This is a genomic window from Marinobacter sp. UBA2688 (assembly GCF_002352785.1).
GTDB classification, from domain to species: Bacteria; Pseudomonadota; Gammaproteobacteria; order Pseudomonadales; family Oleiphilaceae; genus Marinobacter; species Marinobacter salarius.
The window spans coordinates 1-21,656 of record NZ_DELU01000010.1 but is presented as its reverse complement, the minus strand read 5'-3'; the positions used below and the strand labels follow the sequence as shown (position 1 = coordinate 21,656).

The 21,656-nt window shown below is 56.4% G+C and carries 26 protein-coding genes; 19 read left to right on the top strand and 7 right to left on the bottom strand.

What is annotated here, in order from left to right; genetic code table 11:
• Positions 1-84: 84 nt before the first annotated feature.
• The 5 genes from B3M52_RS04855 to B3M52_RS04835 all read right to left on the bottom strand — a co-directional run bounded on the left by B3M52_RS04855 (position 85) and on the right by B3M52_RS04835 (position 4,064).
• Complete coding sequence (locus B3M52_RS04855; protein ID WP_286749021.1) at positions 85-654, bottom strand: DUF1285 domain-containing protein; 570 nt, start codon at positions 652-654, stop codon at positions 85-87.
• Between the two features lie 74 nt (positions 655-728).
• Entirely contained in the window at positions 729-1,178 is a 450-nt protein-coding gene (locus B3M52_RS04850) for a SixA phosphatase family protein (protein WP_036207403.1), read from the bottom strand.
• 27 nt (positions 1,179-1,205) lie between these two features.
• Positions 1,206-2,273, bottom strand: a complete 1,068-nt coding sequence (locus B3M52_RS04845) for an NAD(P)H-dependent glycerol-3-phosphate dehydrogenase (protein ID WP_036207406.1) — start codon at positions 2,271-2,273, stop codon at positions 1,206-1,208.
• Between the two features lie 76 nt (positions 2,274-2,349).
• A complete protein-coding gene (locus tag B3M52_RS04840) occupies positions 2,350-2,841 on the bottom strand; it encodes an STAS domain-containing protein (RefSeq protein WP_036207409.1) in 492 nt (163 codons plus the stop codon).
• 14 nt (positions 2,842-2,855) lie between these two features.
• The gene (locus B3M52_RS04835; RefSeq protein WP_286749020.1) at positions 2,856-4,064 is read right to left on the bottom strand and encodes a PP2C family protein-serine/threonine phosphatase; all 1,209 of its coding nucleotides are present in this window, start codon (positions 4,062-4,064) and stop codon (positions 2,856-2,858) included.
• 114 nt (positions 4,065-4,178) lie between these two features.
• On the opposite strand from B3M52_RS04835, the gene B3M52_RS04830 reads away from it, so the two are divergent.
• On the top strand, positions 4,179-5,645 hold the full coding sequence (locus B3M52_RS04830; protein ID WP_036207414.1) for an HD domain-containing protein: 1,467 nt from the start codon (positions 4,179-4,181) through the stop codon (positions 5,643-5,645).
• 7 nt (positions 5,646-5,652) lie between these two features.
• Here the strand turns inward: B3M52_RS04830 and B3M52_RS04825 are convergent, their stop codons facing one another.
• Positions 5,653-6,666 (bottom strand): NAD(P)/FAD-dependent oxidoreductase, encoded by a 1,014-nt coding sequence (locus B3M52_RS04825; protein ID WP_126812585.1) that lies wholly within the window; start codon positions 6,664-6,666, stop codon positions 5,653-5,655.
• Between the two features lie 117 nt (positions 6,667-6,783).
• Here B3M52_RS04825 and B3M52_RS04820 point away from each other — a divergent pair, with 117 nt between their 5' ends.
• The 10 genes from B3M52_RS04820 to B3M52_RS04775 all read left to right on the top strand — a co-directional run bounded on the left by B3M52_RS04820 (position 6,784) and on the right by B3M52_RS04775 (position 15,263).
• Positions 6,784-7,740: an acyl-CoA desaturase gene (locus B3M52_RS04820; protein WP_286749019.1), complete on the top strand. Its 957-nt coding sequence runs from the start codon at positions 6,784-6,786 to the stop codon at positions 7,738-7,740.
• Positions 7,737-8,204, top strand: a complete 468-nt coding sequence (locus B3M52_RS04815) for a nuclear transport factor 2 family protein (RefSeq protein WP_286749018.1) — start codon at positions 7,737-7,739, stop codon at positions 8,202-8,204. The genes B3M52_RS04820 and B3M52_RS04815 overlap by 4 nt, the downstream gene beginning before the upstream one ends.
• Entirely contained in the window at positions 8,201-9,001 is an 801-nt protein-coding gene (locus B3M52_RS04810; protein WP_286749017.1) for an SDR family NAD(P)-dependent oxidoreductase, read from the top strand. The genes B3M52_RS04815 and B3M52_RS04810 overlap by 4 nt, the downstream gene beginning before the upstream one ends.
• On the top strand, positions 8,998-10,263 hold the full coding sequence (locus B3M52_RS04805) for an NAD(P)/FAD-dependent oxidoreductase (RefSeq protein ID WP_041333367.1): 1,266 nt from the start codon (positions 8,998-9,000) through the stop codon (positions 10,261-10,263). Before B3M52_RS04810 ends, B3M52_RS04805 begins: the two co-directional genes overlap by 4 nt.
• Before the next feature lie 2 nt (positions 10,264-10,265).
• Positions 10,266-11,189, top strand: coding sequence for a DUF1365 domain-containing protein (locus B3M52_RS04800; protein WP_286749016.1), 924 nt, complete (start codon positions 10,266-10,268; stop codon positions 11,187-11,189).
• Positions 11,177-12,445 (top strand): SAM-dependent methyltransferase, encoded by a 1,269-nt coding sequence (locus B3M52_RS04795; RefSeq protein WP_286749015.1) that lies wholly within the window; start codon positions 11,177-11,179, stop codon positions 12,443-12,445. Before B3M52_RS04800 ends, B3M52_RS04795 begins: the two co-directional genes overlap by 13 nt.
• Entirely contained in the window at positions 12,442-12,963 is a 522-nt protein-coding gene (locus tag B3M52_RS04790; RefSeq protein WP_286749013.1) for a DUF2878 domain-containing protein, read from the top strand. The genes B3M52_RS04795 and B3M52_RS04790 overlap by 4 nt, the downstream gene beginning before the upstream one ends.
• Positions 12,960-13,691, top strand: a complete 732-nt coding sequence (locus tag B3M52_RS04785; RefSeq protein WP_286749012.1) for a hypothetical protein — start codon at positions 12,960-12,962, stop codon at positions 13,689-13,691. The genes B3M52_RS04790 and B3M52_RS04785 overlap by 4 nt, the downstream gene beginning before the upstream one ends.
• Positions 13,692-13,798: 107 nt before the next feature.
• On the top strand, positions 13,799-14,611 hold the full coding sequence (gene xthA, locus B3M52_RS04780) for an exodeoxyribonuclease III (protein ID WP_286749011.1): 813 nt from the start codon (positions 13,799-13,801) through the stop codon (positions 14,609-14,611).
• A 22-nt stretch (positions 14,612-14,633) separates the two neighbouring features.
• Positions 14,634-15,263 carry a TetR/AcrR family transcriptional regulator gene (locus tag B3M52_RS04775; protein WP_286749010.1) on the top strand — a complete coding sequence of 210 codons (630 nt, stop codon included), beginning with the start codon at positions 14,634-14,636 and terminating at the stop codon, positions 15,261-15,263.
• A 22-nt stretch (positions 15,264-15,285) separates the two neighbouring features.
• Here the strand turns inward: B3M52_RS04775 and B3M52_RS04770 are convergent, their stop codons facing one another.
• On the bottom strand, positions 15,286-15,705 hold the full coding sequence (locus B3M52_RS04770; RefSeq protein ID WP_036207441.1) for a phasin family protein: 420 nt from the start codon (positions 15,703-15,705) through the stop codon (positions 15,286-15,288).
• A 417-nt stretch (positions 15,706-16,122) separates the two neighbouring features.
• Between B3M52_RS04770 and B3M52_RS04765 the strand changes: the two genes are divergently transcribed.
• The 8 genes from B3M52_RS04765 to B3M52_RS04735 form a co-directional block, all read left to right on the top strand.
• On the top strand, positions 16,123-16,554 hold the full coding sequence (locus tag B3M52_RS04765; RefSeq protein ID WP_036207444.1) for a TIGR01244 family sulfur transferase: 432 nt from the start codon (positions 16,123-16,125) through the stop codon (positions 16,552-16,554).
• A 45-nt stretch (positions 16,555-16,599) separates the two neighbouring features.
• Positions 16,600-17,709, top strand: coding sequence for a ferrochelatase (gene hemH, locus B3M52_RS04760; protein WP_286749009.1), 1,110 nt, complete (start codon positions 16,600-16,602; stop codon positions 17,707-17,709).
• 1 nt (position 17,710) lies between these two features.
• Positions 17,711-18,445: a 5-oxoprolinase subunit PxpA gene (locus B3M52_RS04755; protein WP_036207449.1), complete on the top strand. Its 735-nt coding sequence runs from the start codon at positions 17,711-17,713 to the stop codon at positions 18,443-18,445.
• A gap of 217 nt (positions 18,446-18,662) precedes the next feature.
• Positions 18,663-19,961, top strand: coding sequence for a tyrosine-type recombinase/integrase (locus B3M52_RS04750; protein ID WP_286749006.1), 1,299 nt, complete (start codon positions 18,663-18,665; stop codon positions 19,959-19,961).
• On the top strand, positions 19,958-20,851 hold the full coding sequence (locus B3M52_RS04745; RefSeq protein ID WP_286749004.1) for a hypothetical protein: 894 nt from the start codon (positions 19,958-19,960) through the stop codon (positions 20,849-20,851). The genes B3M52_RS04750 and B3M52_RS04745 overlap by 4 nt, the downstream gene beginning before the upstream one ends.
• A 127-nt stretch (positions 20,852-20,978) precedes the next feature.
• Positions 20,979-21,173 carry a helix-turn-helix transcriptional regulator gene (locus tag B3M52_RS20015; RefSeq protein ID WP_414673594.1) on the top strand — a complete coding sequence of 65 codons (195 nt, stop codon included), beginning with the start codon at positions 20,979-20,981 and terminating at the stop codon, positions 21,171-21,173.
• Positions 21,170-21,394: a hypothetical protein gene (locus tag B3M52_RS04740; protein WP_286749002.1), complete on the top strand. Its 225-nt coding sequence runs from the start codon at positions 21,170-21,172 to the stop codon at positions 21,392-21,394. Before B3M52_RS20015 ends, B3M52_RS04740 begins: the two co-directional genes overlap by 4 nt.
• The coding region (locus B3M52_RS04735; protein WP_286749000.1) for a hypothetical protein at positions 21,391-21,656 on the top strand (266 nt) is incomplete at its 3' end. The genes B3M52_RS04740 and B3M52_RS04735, both read left to right, overlap by 4 nt.

The window sequence follows — 21,656 nt, the reverse complement described above, 5'->3', positions numbered from 1 at the left end:
CTCGGTAACAAGTTCGAAAATACAGTTTAACAAGTGTCAGACTGCGTTTTCTACCGTGAGTTAGTTGGGACGGCGGCTGGTAATTCAACCGTTATCGGCAATTTTGTAGAAATTTCCGCTACTCCAGACACCTATAACGGTATCTTCACCGGAACTTTCTTCAGTCACCCGGTCGGCCAGATCGTAATAAGCGGCCGTTACCAGCCTTGCCTCCACACCGTGGCGTAAACCGATGACCGGGCGTGGTTCGTTGGTTCCTTCATAAACCCCAATGTGCAGAGGGTGCTCGTCCCCAATTAACAGTGTCTCTCCTGTGTTGGTAGTTACAGACAGAACCTGGTCCTTTCCACTGCCAGAGACTTCAAGAGAATGAGCGAGAATGGCCGTATCTTCGACAGTGATCCGCCACTTCTCAACCGGCGTCACCAGATAATGGTGCCCGTCACTTTCCTGCCGCAGAATCGTCGAGAACAGCTTAACAATGGCGTCCCGGCCGATGGGCTTGCCCTGATACAGCCACTGCCCGTCACGGGCAATCACGATATCAATGTCTCCGGACAGCTCCGGATTCCATGTTTCGAGCGGTGGCAGGCCTTTTCCGGGAGCCTGTGCACTTTCCACTTGTTGCGCAATTGTCTCGGGCTTCTGGCTCATAAAGGTTATTCCTGTGTGGTTTCACAGAAACTATGGGCGCTGGGGCACCGATTTTAAAGGTCTTATGAGAGATTTCAGGGTAGGAATTGTGCCCGCAAGTCGGCGCAGCCCGGACCCGCTACGGGCATTTCGAGAACCACTGCCTGAGCGGTCATAAAGGGTATGCCCTTACGATGACCATCCACCAGGAGTGTCGAAAGGCTGCCAACAAAGGGCATATGAGAAATCAGCAATAACGGAGAGGGGGCGGATTCGATCAACTCATCCAGACAACGGCCGGGATCATCATCCGGGGTAATATAATCCTTTTCCGTGACCGGGCAATTCAGAATCTCGGACGCAATCGCAGCGGTTTGCCGGGCCCTGACCAATGGGCTGCACCAAATAAACTCGGGGCGCCAGGGCGACTCCGCAATCTGAGCGGCTACATCCGCTACCCCGTGGCGACCAAACTCCGTCAGCTCACGCTCCCTGTCCAGAGTGTGCCAACCGGCCTCACCATGGCGCATGACGATCAAGTGCACTGGCTTTCCCTCCGGCTAACCCGAACCTTACTGACTGATGGTTCGTGGAAGAATGAATTCCACATCTGAATTCTGGACCGACATCATCAGACTGTTGATCACAGCACTGATGGAGGCGCCATCGTAAAGAATCTCATAGAGCCCTCGAACCAACGGCATGTAGATGCCAATCGCCTCGGATTTCTCCTTGACCAGTTTCAGAGTGTAGATGCCCTCGGCCACCTGGCCCAACTCCGCGACCGCCTCTTCCAGCGCCTGGCCGTTACCCACGGCGTAACCAACACGGTAGTTCCTGCTTTTCGGAGACGTACAGGTCACGATAAGATCCCCTACCCCCGCAAGGCCCATAAACGTCATGGGGTTGGCCCCCAGGCTGACCGCAAACCGGCTCATTTCCGCCAGCCCGCGGGTAATCAGCATCGCTTTGGCGTTTTCTCCCAGGTTCCGCGCTGACGCCAGCCCGGCAACGATGGCGTAGATGTTCTTCAGTGCACCGGCCAGCTCGACGCCATACACATCCACATTGGCGTAGACCCGCAGATATTCGCAGCCAAGCAGTTCCTGAACCGTGCGGCGCACGTCAGGGTCCTTGGCGGCGATAACGGTTGCCGTAAGGTCCTGACTGACGATTTCACCAGCCAGATTGGGACCGCTGAGCACACCAATGCGGGAACGCGGGATTTCTTCCTGAAGGATTTCGCTCATCAGCTTGAAGCCATGCTCTTCGATGCCCTTGGTCAGGCTGACAACGATCTGCCCTTCACGGAACTCAGAGCTGTTTTCACGAATGACCGAGCGGAAGGCTTTGCTGGGAATGGCCACAAAGACAATTTCAGCCTTACCGACCGCTTCCGGCAGGCTGGTAGTTGGCTGAATATCACCAGTTAGGGTGACATCCGGCATATAGCGGCTGTTGATACCGGTGTTGCGGATTTCATCCGCCTGGGCTTCGTCCCTCATCCAGAAATGGACGGTATGGCCATTCTCCCCCAGCACTTTGGCCATGGCAGAACCGAAACTGCCACCGCCGAGAACCGCTACATCATGGCCGGTCTGGGAAACGTCGGTGGGCCCACGGTTATTTTTCTCAGGCATAGTCGTTCCGTTATGTTTTATGGTTCAGCCCGGTAAACGGCCGGCAGGAATGGAGAACGCAGTGATGACCCCGGGCTCAGCCGGACTCTTCGCATTCCAGGGCACGCACCAGGTTCTTGAATTCTTCCCGGTTACGGCTGTTTAGGCCCATCAGCACACGGTGGGCTTCCAACACCTTATCCCTGACCTGCTGCTCGCTCGCGCGCAATACGGGGATTTCTTCCAGTTCTTCGATGCGGGACGCAGGCTCGCGAACAATGATGAAAATCTTGTCGAAACCCATGGAGGTGATGATTCGGGTTATATCGGGGTTGGTGGATATCATCGTGGGCAGGAAATTACTGCGTTTCTGGGCAGCCATGGCAATCTTGGCCAACAGCCCCAGGGTGGTGCTGTCGATGATCTCGGTTTCGGTAAGATCAATAACCACCGTCTTGAAATCAGGATCCTGGGTAATGGACTCAACCAGATTGTCCAGCGTCGAACACAGGTTCAGCCGGATTTCTCCAATAAACTTAAGGACATAGATGCCCTGTTTTTCAGCTTGCAGGATCTTGTAACCAGCCATTGAATCCACTGCCACTATGTCGACGTCGGGCCATTGGTATCAGGATCGGTATCCGTTACTGATACGATAGCAATATCGTCAGGTAACTCTGTGATCTCGTCGAGATTCAGAGCGTCGCCCAGGGAAGCAATAGTGTGACTACCTCCCGAGACGAGTTCAAGTAGTGTCTTTTCCTTTTCATCCAGGCTTTTGGCCTTGATGACCTCCAGTATACCGTCTGAGAAAAGAATCAGGTGGAACGGTTTGTCCAGTGGAACTTCGTAAACCTCCCATTCCGGCGTCTCGAACAGCCCCACCGGCAAGCCACTGCCTTCTAGGAACTCTGTCTTGCCGCCCTCCAGGGAAAGGATCGGCATCGGGAAATGGGCGCCTACCGAATAACGAAGACTTCTGTCAGACGTTGAAATGATGCCCACGAACACCGTTACATGCTTGCCCAACCCGGTATCGAGCAGTTCGGAATTAATCCGCTCAAGGAAACGATCGGGAAACAGGATGTCATCACTGGAACCACGCCTGAGATTGCGCTGAAGGCGGTTGGTCAGGTTTTTCAGCAACACCGTTACGAACGCCGAGCTGGCACCGTGGCCAGACACATCGGCGATATACACCAGCACCTTGTCTTCGGTTATTCGGAAATAGTCCAGGAAATCCCCGCTGAGAAACAGCGAGGGCTTGATGAGGTGATTGACGGAAAAGCCGGAAAGCACCTGTTCCCGGTCCGGCAACATTCTGAGCTGGACCTTACGGCCGGCGCGCTGGTCGGTACGTAATTCCGCAATGCCATCCCGCAAGTCCCGGTTCGCTTCTTCCAGTTCCTGACGATAAAGCTGGTTGAGCCGGTTCACACGCACCCGATCAAACAGCTTGCCAATAACGTCATCGAGGGCGCCACGATCATCGGAACAGGGTTTAAGCACGATATCGGCCGCGCCCGCTCTCAGCGCATTAACGATTTCGGAGGCATCTGCGGTGGAATAGCAGGCAACGATGGGGGTGAAGGTTTCCGCGTCTTCCAGTCGACCGGCAAGCTCACCAATGGCGTCCGGCGACAGGTCGGCAAAAATGATGTCCGGAATATTATCGTCGAACAGGGAACGGGCGGAAGCCAGGTCCGAATAACCGGTAACGTAGAATCCCCTGGCCTCAAGGTATCGACCCAGTTCCGAGCGGGCACGTTCATCCGAATCGATAATAAGAATGCGCTCGGTGCGCGATGTCATGGCGATTGCCCTAAACTACCATCGGTAAACAGGAAATTGGGTTTCTGATACCTATTCTGGCACGCCCCTGTGATATAACAAGACATGTTTGATGTTTTTGGGAGGTTGTAATCTATGAGAAGTGCCGTCAATGACCTGCTCGGGGCTTATGACAAGCTGATCATGGACCCGGTCCATGGCGGAATTCCGCTTTACCGGCATGAAATCAAGGTTATCGACCATCCCCTGTTCCAGCGCCTGCGCAACATTTGCCAGAACGACATCCTCAGCCTGGTTTTCCCTGGGGCGACCCACTCACGCTTCCTTCACAGTATTGGCGTGATGCACGTGGGCACGCGGATGTTCCGCTCGATGATCGACGCCTACCTGCGGGAACGCCAACTCAGCGACCAGACAGACCTTAGCCTCAGCCAGCTTGATGCCATTGACTACCTGGCCAAGACCATCCGCCTGGGCTGCCTGCTGCACGACAGCGGACATTCCAGCTTCTCCCACCAGTTCACCCAGGCGCGGCGCATCCACGACCTTATGTCGCGGCCCGACCGGTTTGATGACCTTTGGAGCGGTGTCGACTATTCCGTGTATCACAGTGAACGCCCGGAAGAACTGGAGCACGAGCACTATTCCGTGAGGGTTGCCCACGAAGTGCTGTCGTCCATTGATCTTGAGACCGCCGGCCTCGATCCAAGAGACGTGATCGGCATCATGGAGACCACGGATGTGCGGCCCAGCGATGCGTTCTGCCGCCACGCACGCACCTTCTGGAATTTCATCGCCGGTAACGACGCGGACTCCGGTGTTCTAAGCGAAGCCGACACCCCCCGGCTGGTGATGGACCTGATGTCGTCCATTGTCTCCGGTGAAATCGACGCCGACCGGGCCGACTACATGCTTCGGGACGGTTTTCACTCCTCAGTCACCATCGGTGGTTTCAACCTTGACCACCTGCTGAGCAACCTGCGCTTCGGCTGGGACGTGCGCGAGCCCTGGCTCGGCCTGGCCATCACCCAGAAGGGTCTTGGCGCCTTGGAGGACTTCGTCTACAGCCGCCACCAGATGTACCGCAAGGTCTACGCCCACAAGACGGCCCTGGGTTTCGACTGGCTGTTGCGGGAAGCGATCAACGAAGTGCTTGAAGACCCGGAAATATTTGATTGGGTGGATACCTGCCTGAGCGACATGCGTTACTTCGCAGAACTGACAGACAGCTTCTTCTGGGAGGCTTTTCGCAAAGTGGCGCGGAAAAAGTCTGGCAGTTATTCACGCTGCATTGTGGACCGGGCCAAACTGAACCACCTGGACACCCGGGAAGATCTCACTGTCGCCGGCATCGAGGATCACAGCCGTTGGCTGGCCCGGGAGCTGGACCTGGACCCGGGCGAGGTTGTGACCTGCTCCATGCGGGCACGGTTCTCGAACATCCAGGACAATTTCAACGGCATCAAGGTACTGGTGCGTGATCCGATCAACCGTGCCCGTTCCCTGCGCAAGATTACCGATATCAGCGCCTTCTTCAGCAAGTTCAGCGACGGTACCATCACCCACTTCTACGTTCGGCCAACCGTACTGACCGGCAAGTAAGTTGGGTTTAGTCCGCCAGCATATGCGCGACCAGGCCACTGGCACTGTTGAACGCGCCCTCCACGCGGCCGCCGCTCAGCCAGTCCCCGGCCAGCCCGATGCGCTGGTCGCCATACCAGCGAAAACCGGGTTGCTCCGTGGGCGAGGATTTCGCATAAAGCCACCGGTGCGAAATCCAGTCGTCAGGGCAGACAGTAACACCGGTTACCTTCTTAAACGCCTCAATCATGGCAGCCGACACCTTGTCCGCCGAGGTATTTTCGTGCTCCCGAGACCATTGAGGCGTTGCATGGAGAACCCACCACTGGCCGGAATCGTCCCTGCCCGGTTTGCTCGAGTTATTCGCAATCCAGTCGAGTATCGGGTTCTGGCACCGCATCCCGTCATAGGGCTGTTCCAGCGCCTGCCGAAAATAGACAGCGATTGCCCAGCACGGCTGGATATGGCTAACGTGGTCCTGCATCTGGTCCGAGAGCGCTGTGAGCCTACTGTTGCTGAACAGATCCCGGGTCTGAGCCGGAGGTGCCGTGACGATAACCGCGTCAAAGGGCCCATAAGACTCGCCGTCTGTATCGTTCAGCAACCACTGTTGACCCTGGCGAACCAGGCTATCAATGCGCGTTTGCGCCTGGACGTCTGCAGCGGTGGAAAGCCCGCGGGTGATGGCGGTCATCCGGGGAGCGCCGACGTAGCGGGTCTCTTGCGGGAACGGCTCCCATTGCCCGGAGGTGGTCTGGTAACCAAACCGCCCGGGCCACGGCCTGAAACTGCCTTCGGCATAACGGTTCAGGAAGGCGGAGAAAGCAGGATTCCTGATCGTAAAGTATTGCGCCCCGATGTCTACGGAGCCACCCGCAACACGCTTTGCGGCCATGCGACCGCCCGGGCCGCGGCTTTTCTCGAAGATCGTCACTTCATGGTTCTGCTCCTGAAGCAGAAGTGCTGCACTCAGGCCGGCCATGCCTGAACCAACAATGGCAATCCGGCGTATAACAGGCATCTGATCGGTTTGGTTAAACATCGTATAACGTGCATCCAAATTCGGTTGTTGGAACGTAGAACCCGTCAAGCGTCTGGTTGAGATTCTTCAACGCCCAGGCTTTACAGGTTAAACCACGAACGAAAGGGCAATCAGGGTATGACCCGAGTGCAACACTGGCTGACAAACATTCTGAGATGGTTCGACTCCGCTGCGGGTTCGGATCACCTCGACACAAGCTCGCGGGCTTTCAATTTTCTCAGGGTGGTTCCCTTTATAGCACTTCATCTGGCCTGTTTGCTGGTCATCTTCACGGGCACCAGTACCTTTGCTGTCATCTTTGCATTCGGCTTTTTCGCCGTGCGCATGTTTGCCATCACCGGCTTCTACCATCGCTACTTTGCCCACAAAACCTTCAAGACCAGCCGTGTTGCACAGTTTTTCTTCGGTGTCCTGGGCGCCAGCGCAGCCCAACGTGGGCCGCTGTGGTGGGCCGCTCATCATCGGCACCACCATCAACACTCCGACGACGAGAAGGACTTGCACTCACCACACCAAGGCGGGTTCTGGTGGTCCCACGTTGGCTGGTTTACCTGTGACGCGGGCTTTGCCATGGATGAGCGCCGGGTGAAGGACTGGATGAAATTTCCCGAACTCCGCTTTCTCAACCGCTTTGACTCATTGGTACCGGCGGCAGCCGCGGTCGGTATTTATGCCTTGGGTGAAGCTCTGGCGGCGTGGGCGCCCGGCCTGGGCACCAATGGTTTGCAGCTGCTGACCTGGGGCTTCTTCATATCGACGGTGTTGCTGTTCCATGCCACGGTGTCCATCAATTCCCTGTCCCACGTCTGGGGAAAACGCCGTTTCGAGACTTCCGACGACAGCAGGAATAACGTCTGGCTCGCGCTCATCGCCATGGGCGAAGGCTGGCACAACAACCACCATCGCTGGCCGCAATCCGTGCGCCAGGGATTCCGGTGGTACGAGGTGGATATGACCTGGTACGGACTGTGGCTACTCGCGCGTCTTGGCATCATATGGGACATGAACCCTATTCCAGAACACATTCAGGAAGAAACCCGCCAACTGGATTCCATGAGGAGGAAACACTCATGAGTACCGCCTCTATCATCGAAATGGGCAACCAGAATTCATCCGTCCAGGAAACTCTTGGGCGCTTCACGCAACTCTTCAATAACCTCTGCGCCGGCAACATGGCGGAGCTGTCCAGCGTGTACAGCGAAAACGTGACGTTTACCGATCCGTTCACGAGCGTGCGGGGAATTGGTGAACTGACAGAATACTTTTCCGGGGCCTACGCCAACGTGATTTCCTGCGGTTTCGACTTCGGCGAGCCCGTGGTCAACGGCGAGGATGTGTGCATTCCCTGGGTGATGCACCTCAGGCACAAGCGTATTCGGAAGGGCAACCCGGTTGCGGTGGAAGGCATTAGTCAGTTGGTTATTCGTGAGGGGCGCGTTCTCTCCCATCGGGATTATTTCGACATCGGCCAGTTGCTCTACGAAAACCTTCCGTTACTGGGTGGCGTGATCCGTTGGATAAGGAATCAGGCGGGATGAGTAAACGGCTTGGAACAGCATCCAACATCTGGATTACCGGGGCCAGCTCAGGGATCGGCGAAGCCGTTACCCACGCGCTGGTAGACCAGGGGCACCGTTTGGTGATCACCGGCCGACGACAGGAGGCATTGGACGGCTTGAGCGCATTGGCGCCAGAGCGGGTCGTAGCAGCGCGGGCGGACACCACGAGCCGGGACGACCTACAGGGTATTTCCTCCACCCTGGAAACCCACGGCGACCTCAACATGGCCATCCTCAACGCCGGCACCTGTGAATACCTGGAAATCGCCGACTACGACAGCGCTGTGATTGAAAACAACATCAACACCAACGTGGTGGGCACCGCACGCTGTCTGGATATTGCCTTGCCGGCTCTGCGGCGCACTGTCGCGAAGGGCCAACCGGCGACGCTGGTGATTGTCAGCTCATCGGCGTGGTGGTTTCCCTTCGGCCGTGCCGAGGGGTACGGGTCCTCCAAGGCCGCGCTCACCTACTTTGCCCACGCGCTACGAGCGGATCTGACGCCCGAAGGCATCGACGTGGTGGTGGTTTCGCCGGGGTTTGTGAAAACGCCGCTGACCGACAGAAACGATTTTCCGATGCCGTTCCTGGTCTCAGCGGAAGACGCTGCAGGCCGTATCGTCAAAGGACTGCGTAAAGGCCGTAACGAAATCGCTTTTCCGAAGCGATTCACCTGGACACTGAAGGCTCTGGGCGCCCTGCCCCAGGGGTTGATTGATCGCATGGCCGCCAGCATGAGCCGCAAAAGCAGGAATGAACAGGAAACCAGTGGATGAGTAACGAACGTCAACGTATTGCAGTCATTGGCGCTGGGGTCTCCGGCCTTACCACAGCCTGGCTCTTATCCGAAAAGTACGATGTGGAGCTGTTTGAAGCCGGCGACTATGCCGGAGGCCACACCAACACAGAGATGGTTACTGCCGGTGGTCGGGAGTGGCCGGTCAACACCGGTTTTATCGTCTTCAATGACTGGACGTACCCCAATTTCATGAAGCTGATGGACCGCTTGGGTGTTGCGTCGGAAGTCAGCGACATGAGTTTCAGTGTTGACTGTCATTCCTCCGGGCTACAGTACAACGGCACCAGCCTGAACACCCTGTTTGCCCAACGCAGAAACCTGCTGAATCTACCGTTTCTTCGTATGATCCAGGAGATCCTGCGCTTCAATAAGGAATCCCGGGCAGACCTGGCCGCTGGCAACATCGCAGACACCGAAACCCTGGGCGAATACCTGAACCGCAACGGCTACTCGCGCTACTTCCGCCAATACTACATCGTCCCCATGGGGGCTGCGATCTGGTCGGCGCCGGAGATTGTCCTGGAACAGTTCCCGATCCGATTCTTTCTCCAGTTTTTCAATAATCACGGCATGTTGTCGGTAGACGATCGTCCGACCTGGCGGGTCATTTCCGGCGGCTCCGCGCGCTATGTCGATGCGATGATGGAACGCCTGGGCGAACGCATACATTTGAACAGCCCGGTCAGTTCCGTCGTCCGTGAGCCGGACCATGTGGTGGTCACCGTCAATAACGAGCACCACCACTTTGACCAGGTGGTGTTTGCCTGCCACAGCGACCAGGCCCTCGGCATGATCGCCGATCCTTCCGCCGAAGAACTGGATATTCTTGGTGCCATTACCTATCAACGCAATGATGTGGTGTTGCACACCGACAGTTCGGTACTGCCATCAAATCGCAGGGCGTGGGCGGCGTGGAACTATTTCATACCGCAACACAGCACCGAGCCTGTGTCTGTGACCTATAACATGAACGTACTGCAGAATTTCGATGAGGCACCGGAAACCTTCTGTGTCACCCTCAACCGCAGCCAGGACATTGATCCGGAGCGCATCATAAAACGCTTCGACTACGCACACCCCGTGTTCACCCTGGAGGCCGTGGCGGCCCAGAAACGCTATGACGAAATCGGCGGCCACAACCGCAGCCACTTCTGTGGCGCCTACTGGTTCAATGGCTTTCATGAGGACGGTGTGAGCAGTGCGCTCCGCGTTACTCAGGCTTTGGGAGTGGAGCTGTAGCCATGAACGCTGCCCTACCGCAAAACATGGTCGCCAATCAGCTTCACAGCCAATGGCTGGAGGGCACGATTCGGCATCGTCGCAAGGCACCGGTCCGCCACGAATTCAGCTACAGCACCGGCATGCTGGCCCTGGACCTGCGCGAGTGGCCATCCATAACCCATATCAGCCGCCTGTTTTCCCTGGAACGCTTCAACTGGTTGTCCCTGTACCGCCGTGACTATTTCCGGCCCGAGACCGACAACCTCCTGCAGGCCGTGAGCGATCAGGTACAACAGGCGACGGGATGGCGCCCGGACGGCGCGGTGCAACTCATTACTCATCCCCGTTATTTCGGGTATGTGTTCAATCCGGTCAGTTTCTACTTCTGCTACCACGCCGGCGACCGCCCGGATCATGGAGCCGTGCCCCGGGTCATCATGGCTCAGATCACCAATACACCCTGGAAAGATCGCCATGTGTACTGCCTCGAAACCGCAGGCGCGGAACCAACCAGTGCCGGCTGGCGCACTGAGCGCTTCGATTTCAGCAAACGCTTTCACGTATCGCCCTTTAATCCCATGGATCAGCATTACCAGTGGACGTTCAGTTTCCGCGGCCCTGAGCTTCGGATCCACATGGGTGTGAAACAGGACGAACGCAAGCATTTTGACGCCACATTGGTGGTCCGACGCACCCCCCTGGATCGTAAAGAACTACACAGGAGCCTTAGACAGTTTCCACTGGAAGCGCTGAAGGTGGTGGGCGGTATTTACTGGCACGCCCTGAAGCTCAAGCTCAAAGGGGTGCCGTTCTTTACCCATCCAAACAAGCTGCCTGAAAACGACCCGGCGCACCGGCGCGGCGCAGAAGACTCAGGCCAGGATGTCACCGAACCCACAGCCCAGAACAAGACAACCGGAAAGGTAAGCTCATGGAGAACCTGAACACCTCGCTTGAATCCACTGGCACTGGCCAGGCGCCGCTCACCAGCCGGTGGGCGAAAGTCCTTGTGTGCCAGCAGCTTTCGCTTCTTGAAGCGGGAACACTGACGATTCGTGAAGCCGGGGCGGAAACCCTGACCTTTGGAGACAATGACAGCCGATTCGCGCCGGCGGAGCTGGTCATCCACGACCACAGCACCTGGAAGGATCTGCTAACGGGCGGCAGCGTGGGTGCCGCTGAAGCCTATGTCGCAGGTGACTGGTCAACGCCGGACCTGGTGGCCCTGTTGCGGTTCTTTACCCGAAACGTTGATCGAATGAACGCCTTCGAGGACCGATTCAGTTGGGTCACCAAACCGGCCTTGAAGGGCCTGCACTGGCTGAATCGCAATACGAAGGAAGGTTCCCGCAAGAACATCAGCGCCCACTACGACCTGGGTAACGACCTGTTCGAGACCTTCCTTGACCCCACGATGATGTATTCCTCCGCCATCTACCCAGGCCCAGAGGCGACGCTGGAGCAAGCGGCGGTTCACAAACTGGATACCATCTGCCGAAAACTGGACCTGCAACCGGGCGACCGGGTGATCGAAATCGGCACCGGCTGGGGTGGATTCGCCGTGCATGCGGCCAAACATTATGGCTGTCATGTGACGACCACGACGATTTCCGCCGAGCAGCTGGAACTGGCGAGAAAAAAGGTCAGCGACGAGGGCCTGGAAGCGCAGATCACCCTGCTGTTTGACGACTACCGCGACCTGAAAGGCCAGTTCGACAAGCTGGTGTCCATCGAAATGATCGAGGCGGTGGGCCCGCAATTTCTGGACAGCTACTTTTCTCAAATCAGCCGCTTGCTGAAGCCGGACGGCCTGGCTCTGGTTCAGGCCATCAATATGCCCGAACAGCGATACAAACGCGCCCTGAAGAACGTCGATTTCATTCAACGATTTATTTTTCCAGGCAGTTTCATTCCCTCTTTTGGCGCGATGCTGGACTCCGTCCGCACCGGTTCGGACCTGGTAATGACCCACGCAGAAGATATCGGCTTCCATTACGCCCGCACGCTGCGGGACTGGTGCGACCGCTTCATGGCGAACCGGGATACGCTCGACAGCCTTGGCTACGACAAGGCCTTCCGCCGCCTGTGGCATTTCTATTTCGCCTATTGCGAAGCCGGGTTCAGTGAACGTGCCATTGGAGTTTCCCAGATCCTGTTCGCCAAGCCAGGTAACAAGCGTGAGAACATCCTGAGCGTATGATCCACACCGATACCCTGCGCAATGTCCTGAACTTCGCCCTGTTCCAGGCTGGCTGGTTCGTATGCGTGCTCTATCCGGGCCTGATGGCTGCCGGATTCGTGGTCCTGCTATTGGTTTTCCACATGCTGTTTGTCAGCCAGCACCGCTCCGCCGAACTGCAGTTTATCGGCGCCGGCACGGTTCTGGGCGGTGTACTGGACGGCATCTGGTTCCAGACCGGCATCCTTGATGATGGCACTGGCAGCGTACAGATCACACCGGTCTGGCTGGTCGGCATCTGGGCCATATTCATGACCACCCTGAGCCATTCCCTGTCATGGATTGGCAGCAAACCCTGGCTGCCCTTTGTGTGTGCCCCCATCGCCGGGCCATTTGCCTACTGGTCCGCCAGCGCGCTGGGCGCCGTGCAACTTCCGAACCTCACACTTTCCCTGGCTGCGCTGGCATTGGGCTGGCTGGTTGTATTCCCGAGCCTTCTCTATCTCCGCAAGGCCCTCTATCCGGAGCTGATACGATGAGGACCAGCACCCTTTTGCTCGCCTGCACCCTGCCCCTGTCGGCCGCGGCCGCCGAGATGCGCTTTACCGGCCAGGCGATGCCGTTGAACGGCGACAACCTGCTCTATGAAGAGCAGCACGTGGTCACAGGCAAGTGCACCGATGGCCTTTTCCGACCCGCCTCCCACAACGTGACTTACGTTCGCAGTAACGGTGAGCCATTTGCTGAAAAGACACTGTCTTACAAACAATCGACGTTGCGTCCAGCGATGACCTTCCGACAGCCGGGCTTCAATGAAGTCATGGAGATCCGCAACCGGGATGACGCGACGCTGGAAATCGAGTGGCAGACTCCGGAAGGCGACACGGAAAACTCGACGGTGGAGGTCACCCGGAAACTGGTGGCAGATGCGGGCTTCGACAATCTGGTCCGCAACCACTGGCCCGAGGTCACTTCCGGTGACCGCATCGAATTCAACTTTCTGGCGCCCACACGGGGCAAAGCCTATGGCTTTGTACTGGAGCCTGCGAAGGACGACCGCATCAACGCCACACATACGGTGCTGATAGAGCCCTCGAGCACAATCCTGAGCTTTCTGGTTGACCCGATCCTCTTGGGCTATAACGACAACGGCGCGCTGACGGACTACCTTGGGTTGACCAATATCCGCAAGGATAAGGACTCAAACTACACCGCCCATATCCGCTATGCCGTGGACACCGCTCCGGATTGTGAACTGACCCGCTGAATCCGTCCTTGCAGCCAAGGCGGACACACCGACCTGTTGTGGTAGACTTGCGGTTTCCTGACACACCCTGACAATCGCCAAAACTGCAAAACAGAAGGTTTCCGCCGATGATGTTTGTCTCATTCAACGTCAACAGTATCCGCACGCGGCTGCACCAGCTTGAGGCCGTGATTGATAGCCTGAACCCGGATTTTATCGGCCTGCAGGAAACCAAGGTGACCGACGAGGAGTTCCCGGAGGACGCCATTCGCGAACTCGGCTACCACGTTCACTTCCATGGCCAGAAGACTCATTACGGCGTTGCGCTTCTTTCCCGCCAGGCGCCGGACAGCGTCCAGAAAGGCTACCCGTGGGACGGAGAGGACTCCCAGCGCAGGCTGATTACCGGACACTTCACAGTCAATGGCCGCAAACTTACGGTGATCAACGGTTATTTTCCCCAGGGCGAAAGCCGAGACCACCCGGTAAAGTTTCCCGCCAAGGAAAAATTCTACGCGGACCTGATGAGCTACCTGGACGACCTGAAAGCCGCCAACGGTGAGATTGTGGTAATGGGCGATATGAATATCTCGCCTACTGACCAGGACATCGGCATCGGTGCCGACAATGCCAAGCGCTGGCTGAGAACCGGTAAATGCAGCTTTCTTCCGGAAGAGCGTGAATGGCTGGGACAGGTCGAAAGCCGTGGTTTCACGGACGTGTTTCGACACCTGCACCCCGAGGAATCTGACACCTTCAGCTGGTTTGATTACCGCAGCAAGGGCTTTGACAGAGACCCACGCCGCGGCCTGAGGATCGACCTGATCATGGCCAGTGACCCGCTTCTACCCAAGGCGGAAGAAGCAGGCGTCAGCTACGATATTCGCGCCATGGAGCGGCCTTCGGACCATTGTCCGGTGTGGGCTCGTTTCTCGCTTTGAACCCACCTCGCCGGGCCGCGACATGAAAAAAATGAAAACCCGCGACCGTATACTTGAGGCCAGCCTGATGCTGTTCAACAGCATCGGCGAGCCCAACGTAACCACCCTGTTGATTTCGGACGAACTGGAGATCAGCCCCGGCAACCTCTATTACCACTTCAAGAGCAAGGGCGATATTGTCGGGGAACTGTTTGCCAGCTATGAACACAAAATGCACGACCTGCTGGCGGTTCCGGAAGACGCGACCATCAGCCTGGACCAGCAGAGTTTTTTCCTGCATCTGTTGTTCGAAACCGTCGCCCGCTACCGATTCCTGTATCAGGACCTGGTGAACGTCCTGTCCCGATACGAGCAGCTTCAAACCCGCTTCCGGCGCATTCTGAAAAAGAAAACCCATGGTTTCAGGGTCATCTGCGAGAGCTTTCGCCGCCAGGGCGTCATGGAGATTACCGATGGGGAGCTGGATGCACTCTGCGACCAGTTGACGCTCACCGCCTGCTATTGGAGCAGCTTCGACAGCCTGTCGCATCTGGATGACCGCGACTCCATGGACCCGGGCCGCGGTGTTTACCAGATGATGCACTTGCTATTGCCCTACCTGGGCCCGGATGAAAAAGAACAAATTTACCTGATGAGCCGGGATTACCTCTGACATCAACGGCCGGAAGCGAGCATCATTCCTCTTCGGAGCGGTCCTCGGTCTGCTCCCTGAGGCGTTGGAGTTCCGCTTCCAGGGCCTGAATCCGGCGTTCCATGGCTTCGATTTCGTCCCTACGGTGAATACCCAATCGACGCAACGCGCCGGACACGCGCTCATCAAACATGTTCTCGAGGCGGTCCCAGGTGCCAGTGGCCTTTTCCCGCACATCGTCCACACGGTCTTCCACTGTGCGTACGTGCTTTTCAACCACGCCGCGGGTCTTACTCTCCAACTGCTCGCCTTCCTGAACCAGACGCTCAAAGAAGCGACCAGCGTCCTCCTCGGCCTTGGTGTAGGCACCGAGCCCGGCCAGCCAGATCTGCCGCGCAGACCCTTTTATTTTACCCGCCAGCTGCTCGTCGTTTTCCGGCGTGTTTTCGTTTTCGTCAGACATGCAAAACCTCGGAGGCGTTGGACTCTCAATGGCTCATTATTGTATTACAGCGGGCACTGAATTTCAGTCAACAGGCCAATATCTCTGCGTCAGGGCTGAAACCAAATCGCCTGAAAGGCCCACAGCGAGCGGCTTTAGTATAAGCACACTTTCAATATGAAAAAATGTGATCAAACGAATCGCTCACTGGCTTGAAGTGTTCAAAATATGGTCAATACTTCACTGTACCGGTGTCCCTGCTGATGCCGGTTTGTCTGGAAGTCTTTCATGGATACTACTCGCACGCCTCTGCCCGGCCACCAGTGCCGGGCTTTTTTTATCTCCTGGATTAAAACTTCCCATGGCCCGGGCTCTGACAGCGGCTATGTCCTGTGGCATTATGCTGAGGCATTTATGTGACCGGCAAAAGGATCGCTTATGGACATCAGACGTATCGACGACACGATTTCAGTCTCGCCCCAGCTCACTGTGGAGGACGTTAGCGAAGCTGCAAAACTCGGCTTCAAAACACTCGTTGCCAATCGCCCCGATGCCGAAGAGCCCGGCCAGCCGGGCATGGCCGACATAGAGGCCGCAGCTCGCGCAAACGGGATGGAGTGGGTGTATCTGCCGGTCGAGTCCGGGAATATCTTTGACAACGACGTTGACCGCTTTGATGCAATGATCCGTCAGGCAGACAAGCCCGTACTTGCTTTCTGCCGCTCCGGAACCCGCTGCACCGTGCTCTGGGCACTGAGTTCGGCACGCACCGAGCCGGCCCACGACATTGTCAACAAGGCCCGTAAAGCTGGTTACGATGTTGGCGGGCTGGCGCCGCGGATGGCCCAGCAGGCAGGGAAACGCTCCTGAGCCACTTTCTGAACGGACACCCATCATTTTCCAGGATCCAGAACCATGCCGTACAAGGGTACCGCCGATTTTCGCCATGACCATCCCGAAAAAACCGGAGTACTGATCACCAATCTGGGAACACCGGATGCCCCAACCACCTCTGCCCTGCGCCGTTATCTGGGGGAATTCCTCTGGGATCCCAGGGTGGTTGAAGTGCCGCGCCCGATCTGGTGGCTGATACTCCATGGCATTATCCTGCGACTGCGTCCCAGCCGGTCAGCCAAAGCCTATGCTGGCGTGTGGCAACCGGAAGGATCGCCGTTGTTGATTCACACCGCCAGGCAAGCCGAAGCGATTCGCAAACAACTGCAGGCGAAACACGGCAATAACCTCCTGGTGGGATTTGCCATGCGATATGGCAACCCGGGAATCCCAAAGGTGCTTGATGAAATGCAGGAGCAGGGGGTTCGCCGGTTGCTGGTACTGCCCCTGTACCCGCAGTATTCTGCCTCGACCTCGGCCTCGACATTCGATGCCATTGCCCATAATTTTACCCGTCGGCGCTGGCTGCCCGATCTGAGGTTTGTGTCCCACTACCCGGACTACCCACCTTACATTGAGGCTATGGCCAGCCATATCCAGGCGCACTGGGACAAGCATGGGCGCAACCAGAAACTGATCCTCTCCTATCACGGAGTTCCCCTGAAGTACCTTGAGCGCGGGGACCCGTACCACTGTGAGTGCCACAAGACTTCCCGCCTGCTGGCAGAACGGCTTGGCCTTGGAAAGGATGAATACCTGACCACCTTCCAGTCACGTTTTGGCCGGGAAGAGTGGCTGCAGCCCTATACTGACGAAACCCTTAAAGCACTGCCCCAAAAAGGCGTAACATCTATAGATGTGTTCTGCCCCGGCTTTTCGGCGGATTGCCTCGAAACCATCGAAGAGATTGACGAGGAAAACCGTGAATACTTCATGGAAGCCGGCGGCGAGGGTTTCAGCTATATTTCCGCCCTCAATGCCACACCGGGACATATCGACGCCCTGACGCAGCTGATTGAGGAGAACCTGCAGGGCTGGCAGGTGCCGCGCAATGAACCCGAAGAACTGGCAGAGAGGGTCAGGCTCGCGGAGGAACAGAGACAGGCCCAGTACCCGGGCCGGGAGCTGTGAGATGAAACTGAATTGTGACTTGGGGGAAAGCTACGGTGCCTGGCGTATGGGCCAGGACGATCAGGTGATGCCCCTTATCGATATGGCCAACGTTGCCTGCGGCTTTCACGCCGGGGACCCTTCGGTCATGCAGAAAACCGTGGCTCTGGCAGCGAAGCACGGAGTAGAGATCGGTGCCCATCCCTCCTATCACGACCTCGCCGGTTTTGGCCGCCGCTCCATCAGCCACAGCCCCGAGGAAATTCACGCCCTGATCCTCTATCAGCTTGGCGCGCTACAGGGACTATGTCGGGCCGAGGGCCTGACACTGTCTTACGTAAAACCCCACGGTGCCCTGAACAACGACATGATGCGGGACATGAGCACCCTGGAAGCCGTTATGACCGCGGTTAGAAGCTATCAGCAGGATCTGCCGCTGATGCTCCCGGTGACGGTCAAACACGAACAACACCGCAAACTGGCGGACTATGTTGGTCTCCCCATCCTGCTGGAAGCCTTTGCCGACCGCGCCTACGACGATGAGGGCCAGTTGGTATCCCGTCGCCTTCCAGGGGCGGTACATCAGTCTGCAGACAAGATTGTCAATCAGGCGGTATCGTTCGCTAAAAACGGTGGAGTCTACAGTTCATCCGGTAACTGGCTGACACTGCCGGCCGACAGCCTGTGCGTACACGGTGACAATGAGGCAGCGCTGAGTGGCATTCGGGCGATTCGCAAAGCATTGGCCACGAATTAGAAGCACTAACGAAACAGTTTGAAAGGATACGGGAAATATCAGGGAAGGAAGAGAAAGTGGCGGTGGGCCAGACCTGACTCACACACTGATTTTCCTCGAAAAATTCAGCATTTAACCATTCCAGAACAACTACTTACCTGAAACGCTTGTAACCCACCATATCACCCTGTAGCATCGAATATCAATACTTTTTGTGTGCCGGGATGTGGGCCAAGCCATGCCGAAGATTGCCAAGGAACTTTCACCCATTGAGGTAAAACGCCTCTCCTGTCGAATTGATCCTGACACGGGAGAGGCAACAGAAATCCGTTATCCGGTCGGTGGAGTTTCTGGCCTCCTACTCAAAGTTACACCCTCTGGCGCCCGTCAGTGGATCCTGCGCACGAAGATAGGCAACCGGCGCCCGGATATGGGCCTTGGCCCCTACCCTGAAATCTCCGTCGCTCAGGCCCGCGACAAAGCCCGGGAAGTGAAAGAGAAGATCCGGAATGGTATAGATCCCCTTGAGGAAAAGCGCTCCCTGAAGCGTTCACTGCTGGCGGAACAAATCAGCACGTTGACCTTCCAGAAGGCGATGGAAGAATACATCCGGATGAAGTCCAAAGAGTTCCGGAATCCCCGCCAGGAAACGCAGTGGACCAACAGCCTCACCACCTACGCCATTCCGCATCTGGGGGAAATGCCAGTACGAGAAATCGAGCTACCCCACATCAAACAAGTACTGGATCCGATATGGGAAACCAAGACGGAAACCGCCAACCGCGTCAGGGCCCGTATTGAAAATATATTGGGCTGGTGTGCGATTCACGGCTACCGATCCAACGAAAATCCCGCCAAGTGGCAGGGCTACCTGGATGAGGTTTACCCCTCACCGGAGAAGATCAAGAAACGTGGCCACTTTGCAGCGCTGCCAGTAGATGAAATGCCGGCATTCATTAAGGGTCTCAAGAAACGAACCGGGACCGCCGCCCGCGCCCTTGAGTTTCTTGTTCTGACCGCTGCCCGCACCAACGAAGTGATTGGAGATAAACGAATCCGAAAGGCTGGCATTACCTGGCAGGAAATCGACTTGGCCCGCAAGGTATGGACAGTGCCAGCAGAGCGAATGAAATCCGAAAAGGTTCACCGCGTACCGCTGACAGATTCCGCGATTGAACTGCTGAAAGGCATGGGGGAAGGCGCCCCGACTGACTTGATATTTCCCGGTCCGAAAGGCGACGAACCATCAAACAATTTCCTAACCGCTCTGCTGAAACGAATGGAGCGAAAAGTAACCGCGCACGGGTTCCGCTCAACCTTCAAGGATTGGGCCAGAGAGCGCACAGCCTACGCTGACGAGGTTTCTGAACTGGCCCTTGCACACATCAACAGTGACGCCACACGGGCCGCCTATGCCCGTTCGGAGCTGATAGACAAGCGCCGGCTCATGATGGCGGATTGGGAGCAATTCTGTTTGCACGGCGATACCAAGACGGAATCCGGCAAGGTGGTAGCTATTGGCGAGGGGAAATCATGAAAAGTTCCGAAGTTAAAGCCGAGCGCAAAAGGCCCATAGGATGGGTAATCGATCCTGTAGCTTCTTTCGTGGAAGGCGGGCCCGGACATAAAGATGAAGTGCTAATAATTGCGGGCTTAAGTCGTGAAAAGCATATCGAGCGCGAGACACTTTGGAAGGCAGGTAAACGAGCCTTTGACTTGATTTTTCCTCCGGGAGAGGAAATTTCCTTGGATGAACTAGAGGAGTTCTTGACTGTCTCTACTGAAGAGCTGGCCTCTTTGTGGAACCGATTCCGAAGCCCTCTGGAGCAAATGATAGAGGAGGGCCTTTTGGTCATATATCCATACGATTCAGAGGAACCGATTAAAGAGTTCCGAGAGCTTAAGATCAATCCAACCAATCCATGGTCCTACCTTCACCTTGAGCCCTACATATTTGCCATCGATTCTCTTTTTGAACAATCCAATTTGCTCTCCGAAGATGAAGAAGAGATCTGGCCCTACGATAGAGAGCTGCTAGGGGCCTACTTCACATTGTGCTTTCTAGACGATGTTGCAGCTGGGATCGATCTCAATGAAGAGAATTCAGAAGCAGCCGGTTGGGTAACTTTCTGGTTCGACAGAATCGATCAATTTAACCGAACACGGGAAGTCATCAAGCACCAAGAAAGCATCCGAAAACAACAGAAGTCTCAGTCAATGAACAAGATGCGCCACGCCAGAAGGAACGAGGCAAGACAGCTTGTAATAGATGACTGGCACCAAAGAAAAAGCGAGTTTCGAAGCGCCGAAAAGGCCGGCAACTATTACGCCGACTGGCTCGAAAGCAAAGGCTTTGAATACGAACCCCGCACCATCACCACGTGGATCCGGAAGTACGCCAGGGACAATGGTATTAAGCTGAGATAGCAGTCTCCACAGGAGACTGCACTTTGTGCACAGGCAACCGTACTTAGTCCACCGGAGAGGCGTCTCAGCCCGCTCTCTACCCTGATTTACTGCCCATGTGTTACGCCAAATCACATGAGGCACGGCAATGAATCACCAGCAAAAAGAGAAGTACCTTTCCGACAGAGAATTAGCATCCCGCTATGAAGTCTCCCGCGTTACGCCCTGGCGATGGGCGAAGAAAGGCGCGTTCCCCTCCCCCGTAAAACTCGGCCCCAATTGCACCCGCTGGAAATTGTCGGACGTGGAAAGTTGGGAAGCAACCAAGGGGGCCGCAGCATGAGATCACACCAATCTGAAAAGCGCAGCCCCGGCTGGTTCTTCCGCAACAACCACCAATTTCTTGCCCTTTCACAAGTGCCACAGGCGCTAAACCTGACCGCCTCTGAAGTGACGGATGCTGTCTCTCGGGGTGAGCTGGAGATAATCCGCATTAGCGGCTGCAAGGCCGTTGCCCTGGAGGATCTTTATCGATACATCGATAAGCGGGAGGCAGAGAAATGAAAAAGACGCCGGCCACCACAACCAAACGTCTTTCATCTCCCCGCCAGTATAGGGCCCTACTGCTGCTGATGAAAGGCCCCCGCTCTGTCCGTGAGCTGTTCGACAGAATCCCCTGTAATGGCGTACCGCAGCTCATTGGATCGCTACGTGACAAGGGGCTACAGATCGACACCATCGAATTCAAAACCCGTGACCGGGACGACAAATCCGTGACCTATTGCGCCTATGTGCTGCATAAGTGTCACCGCCGGAGTAATACTGA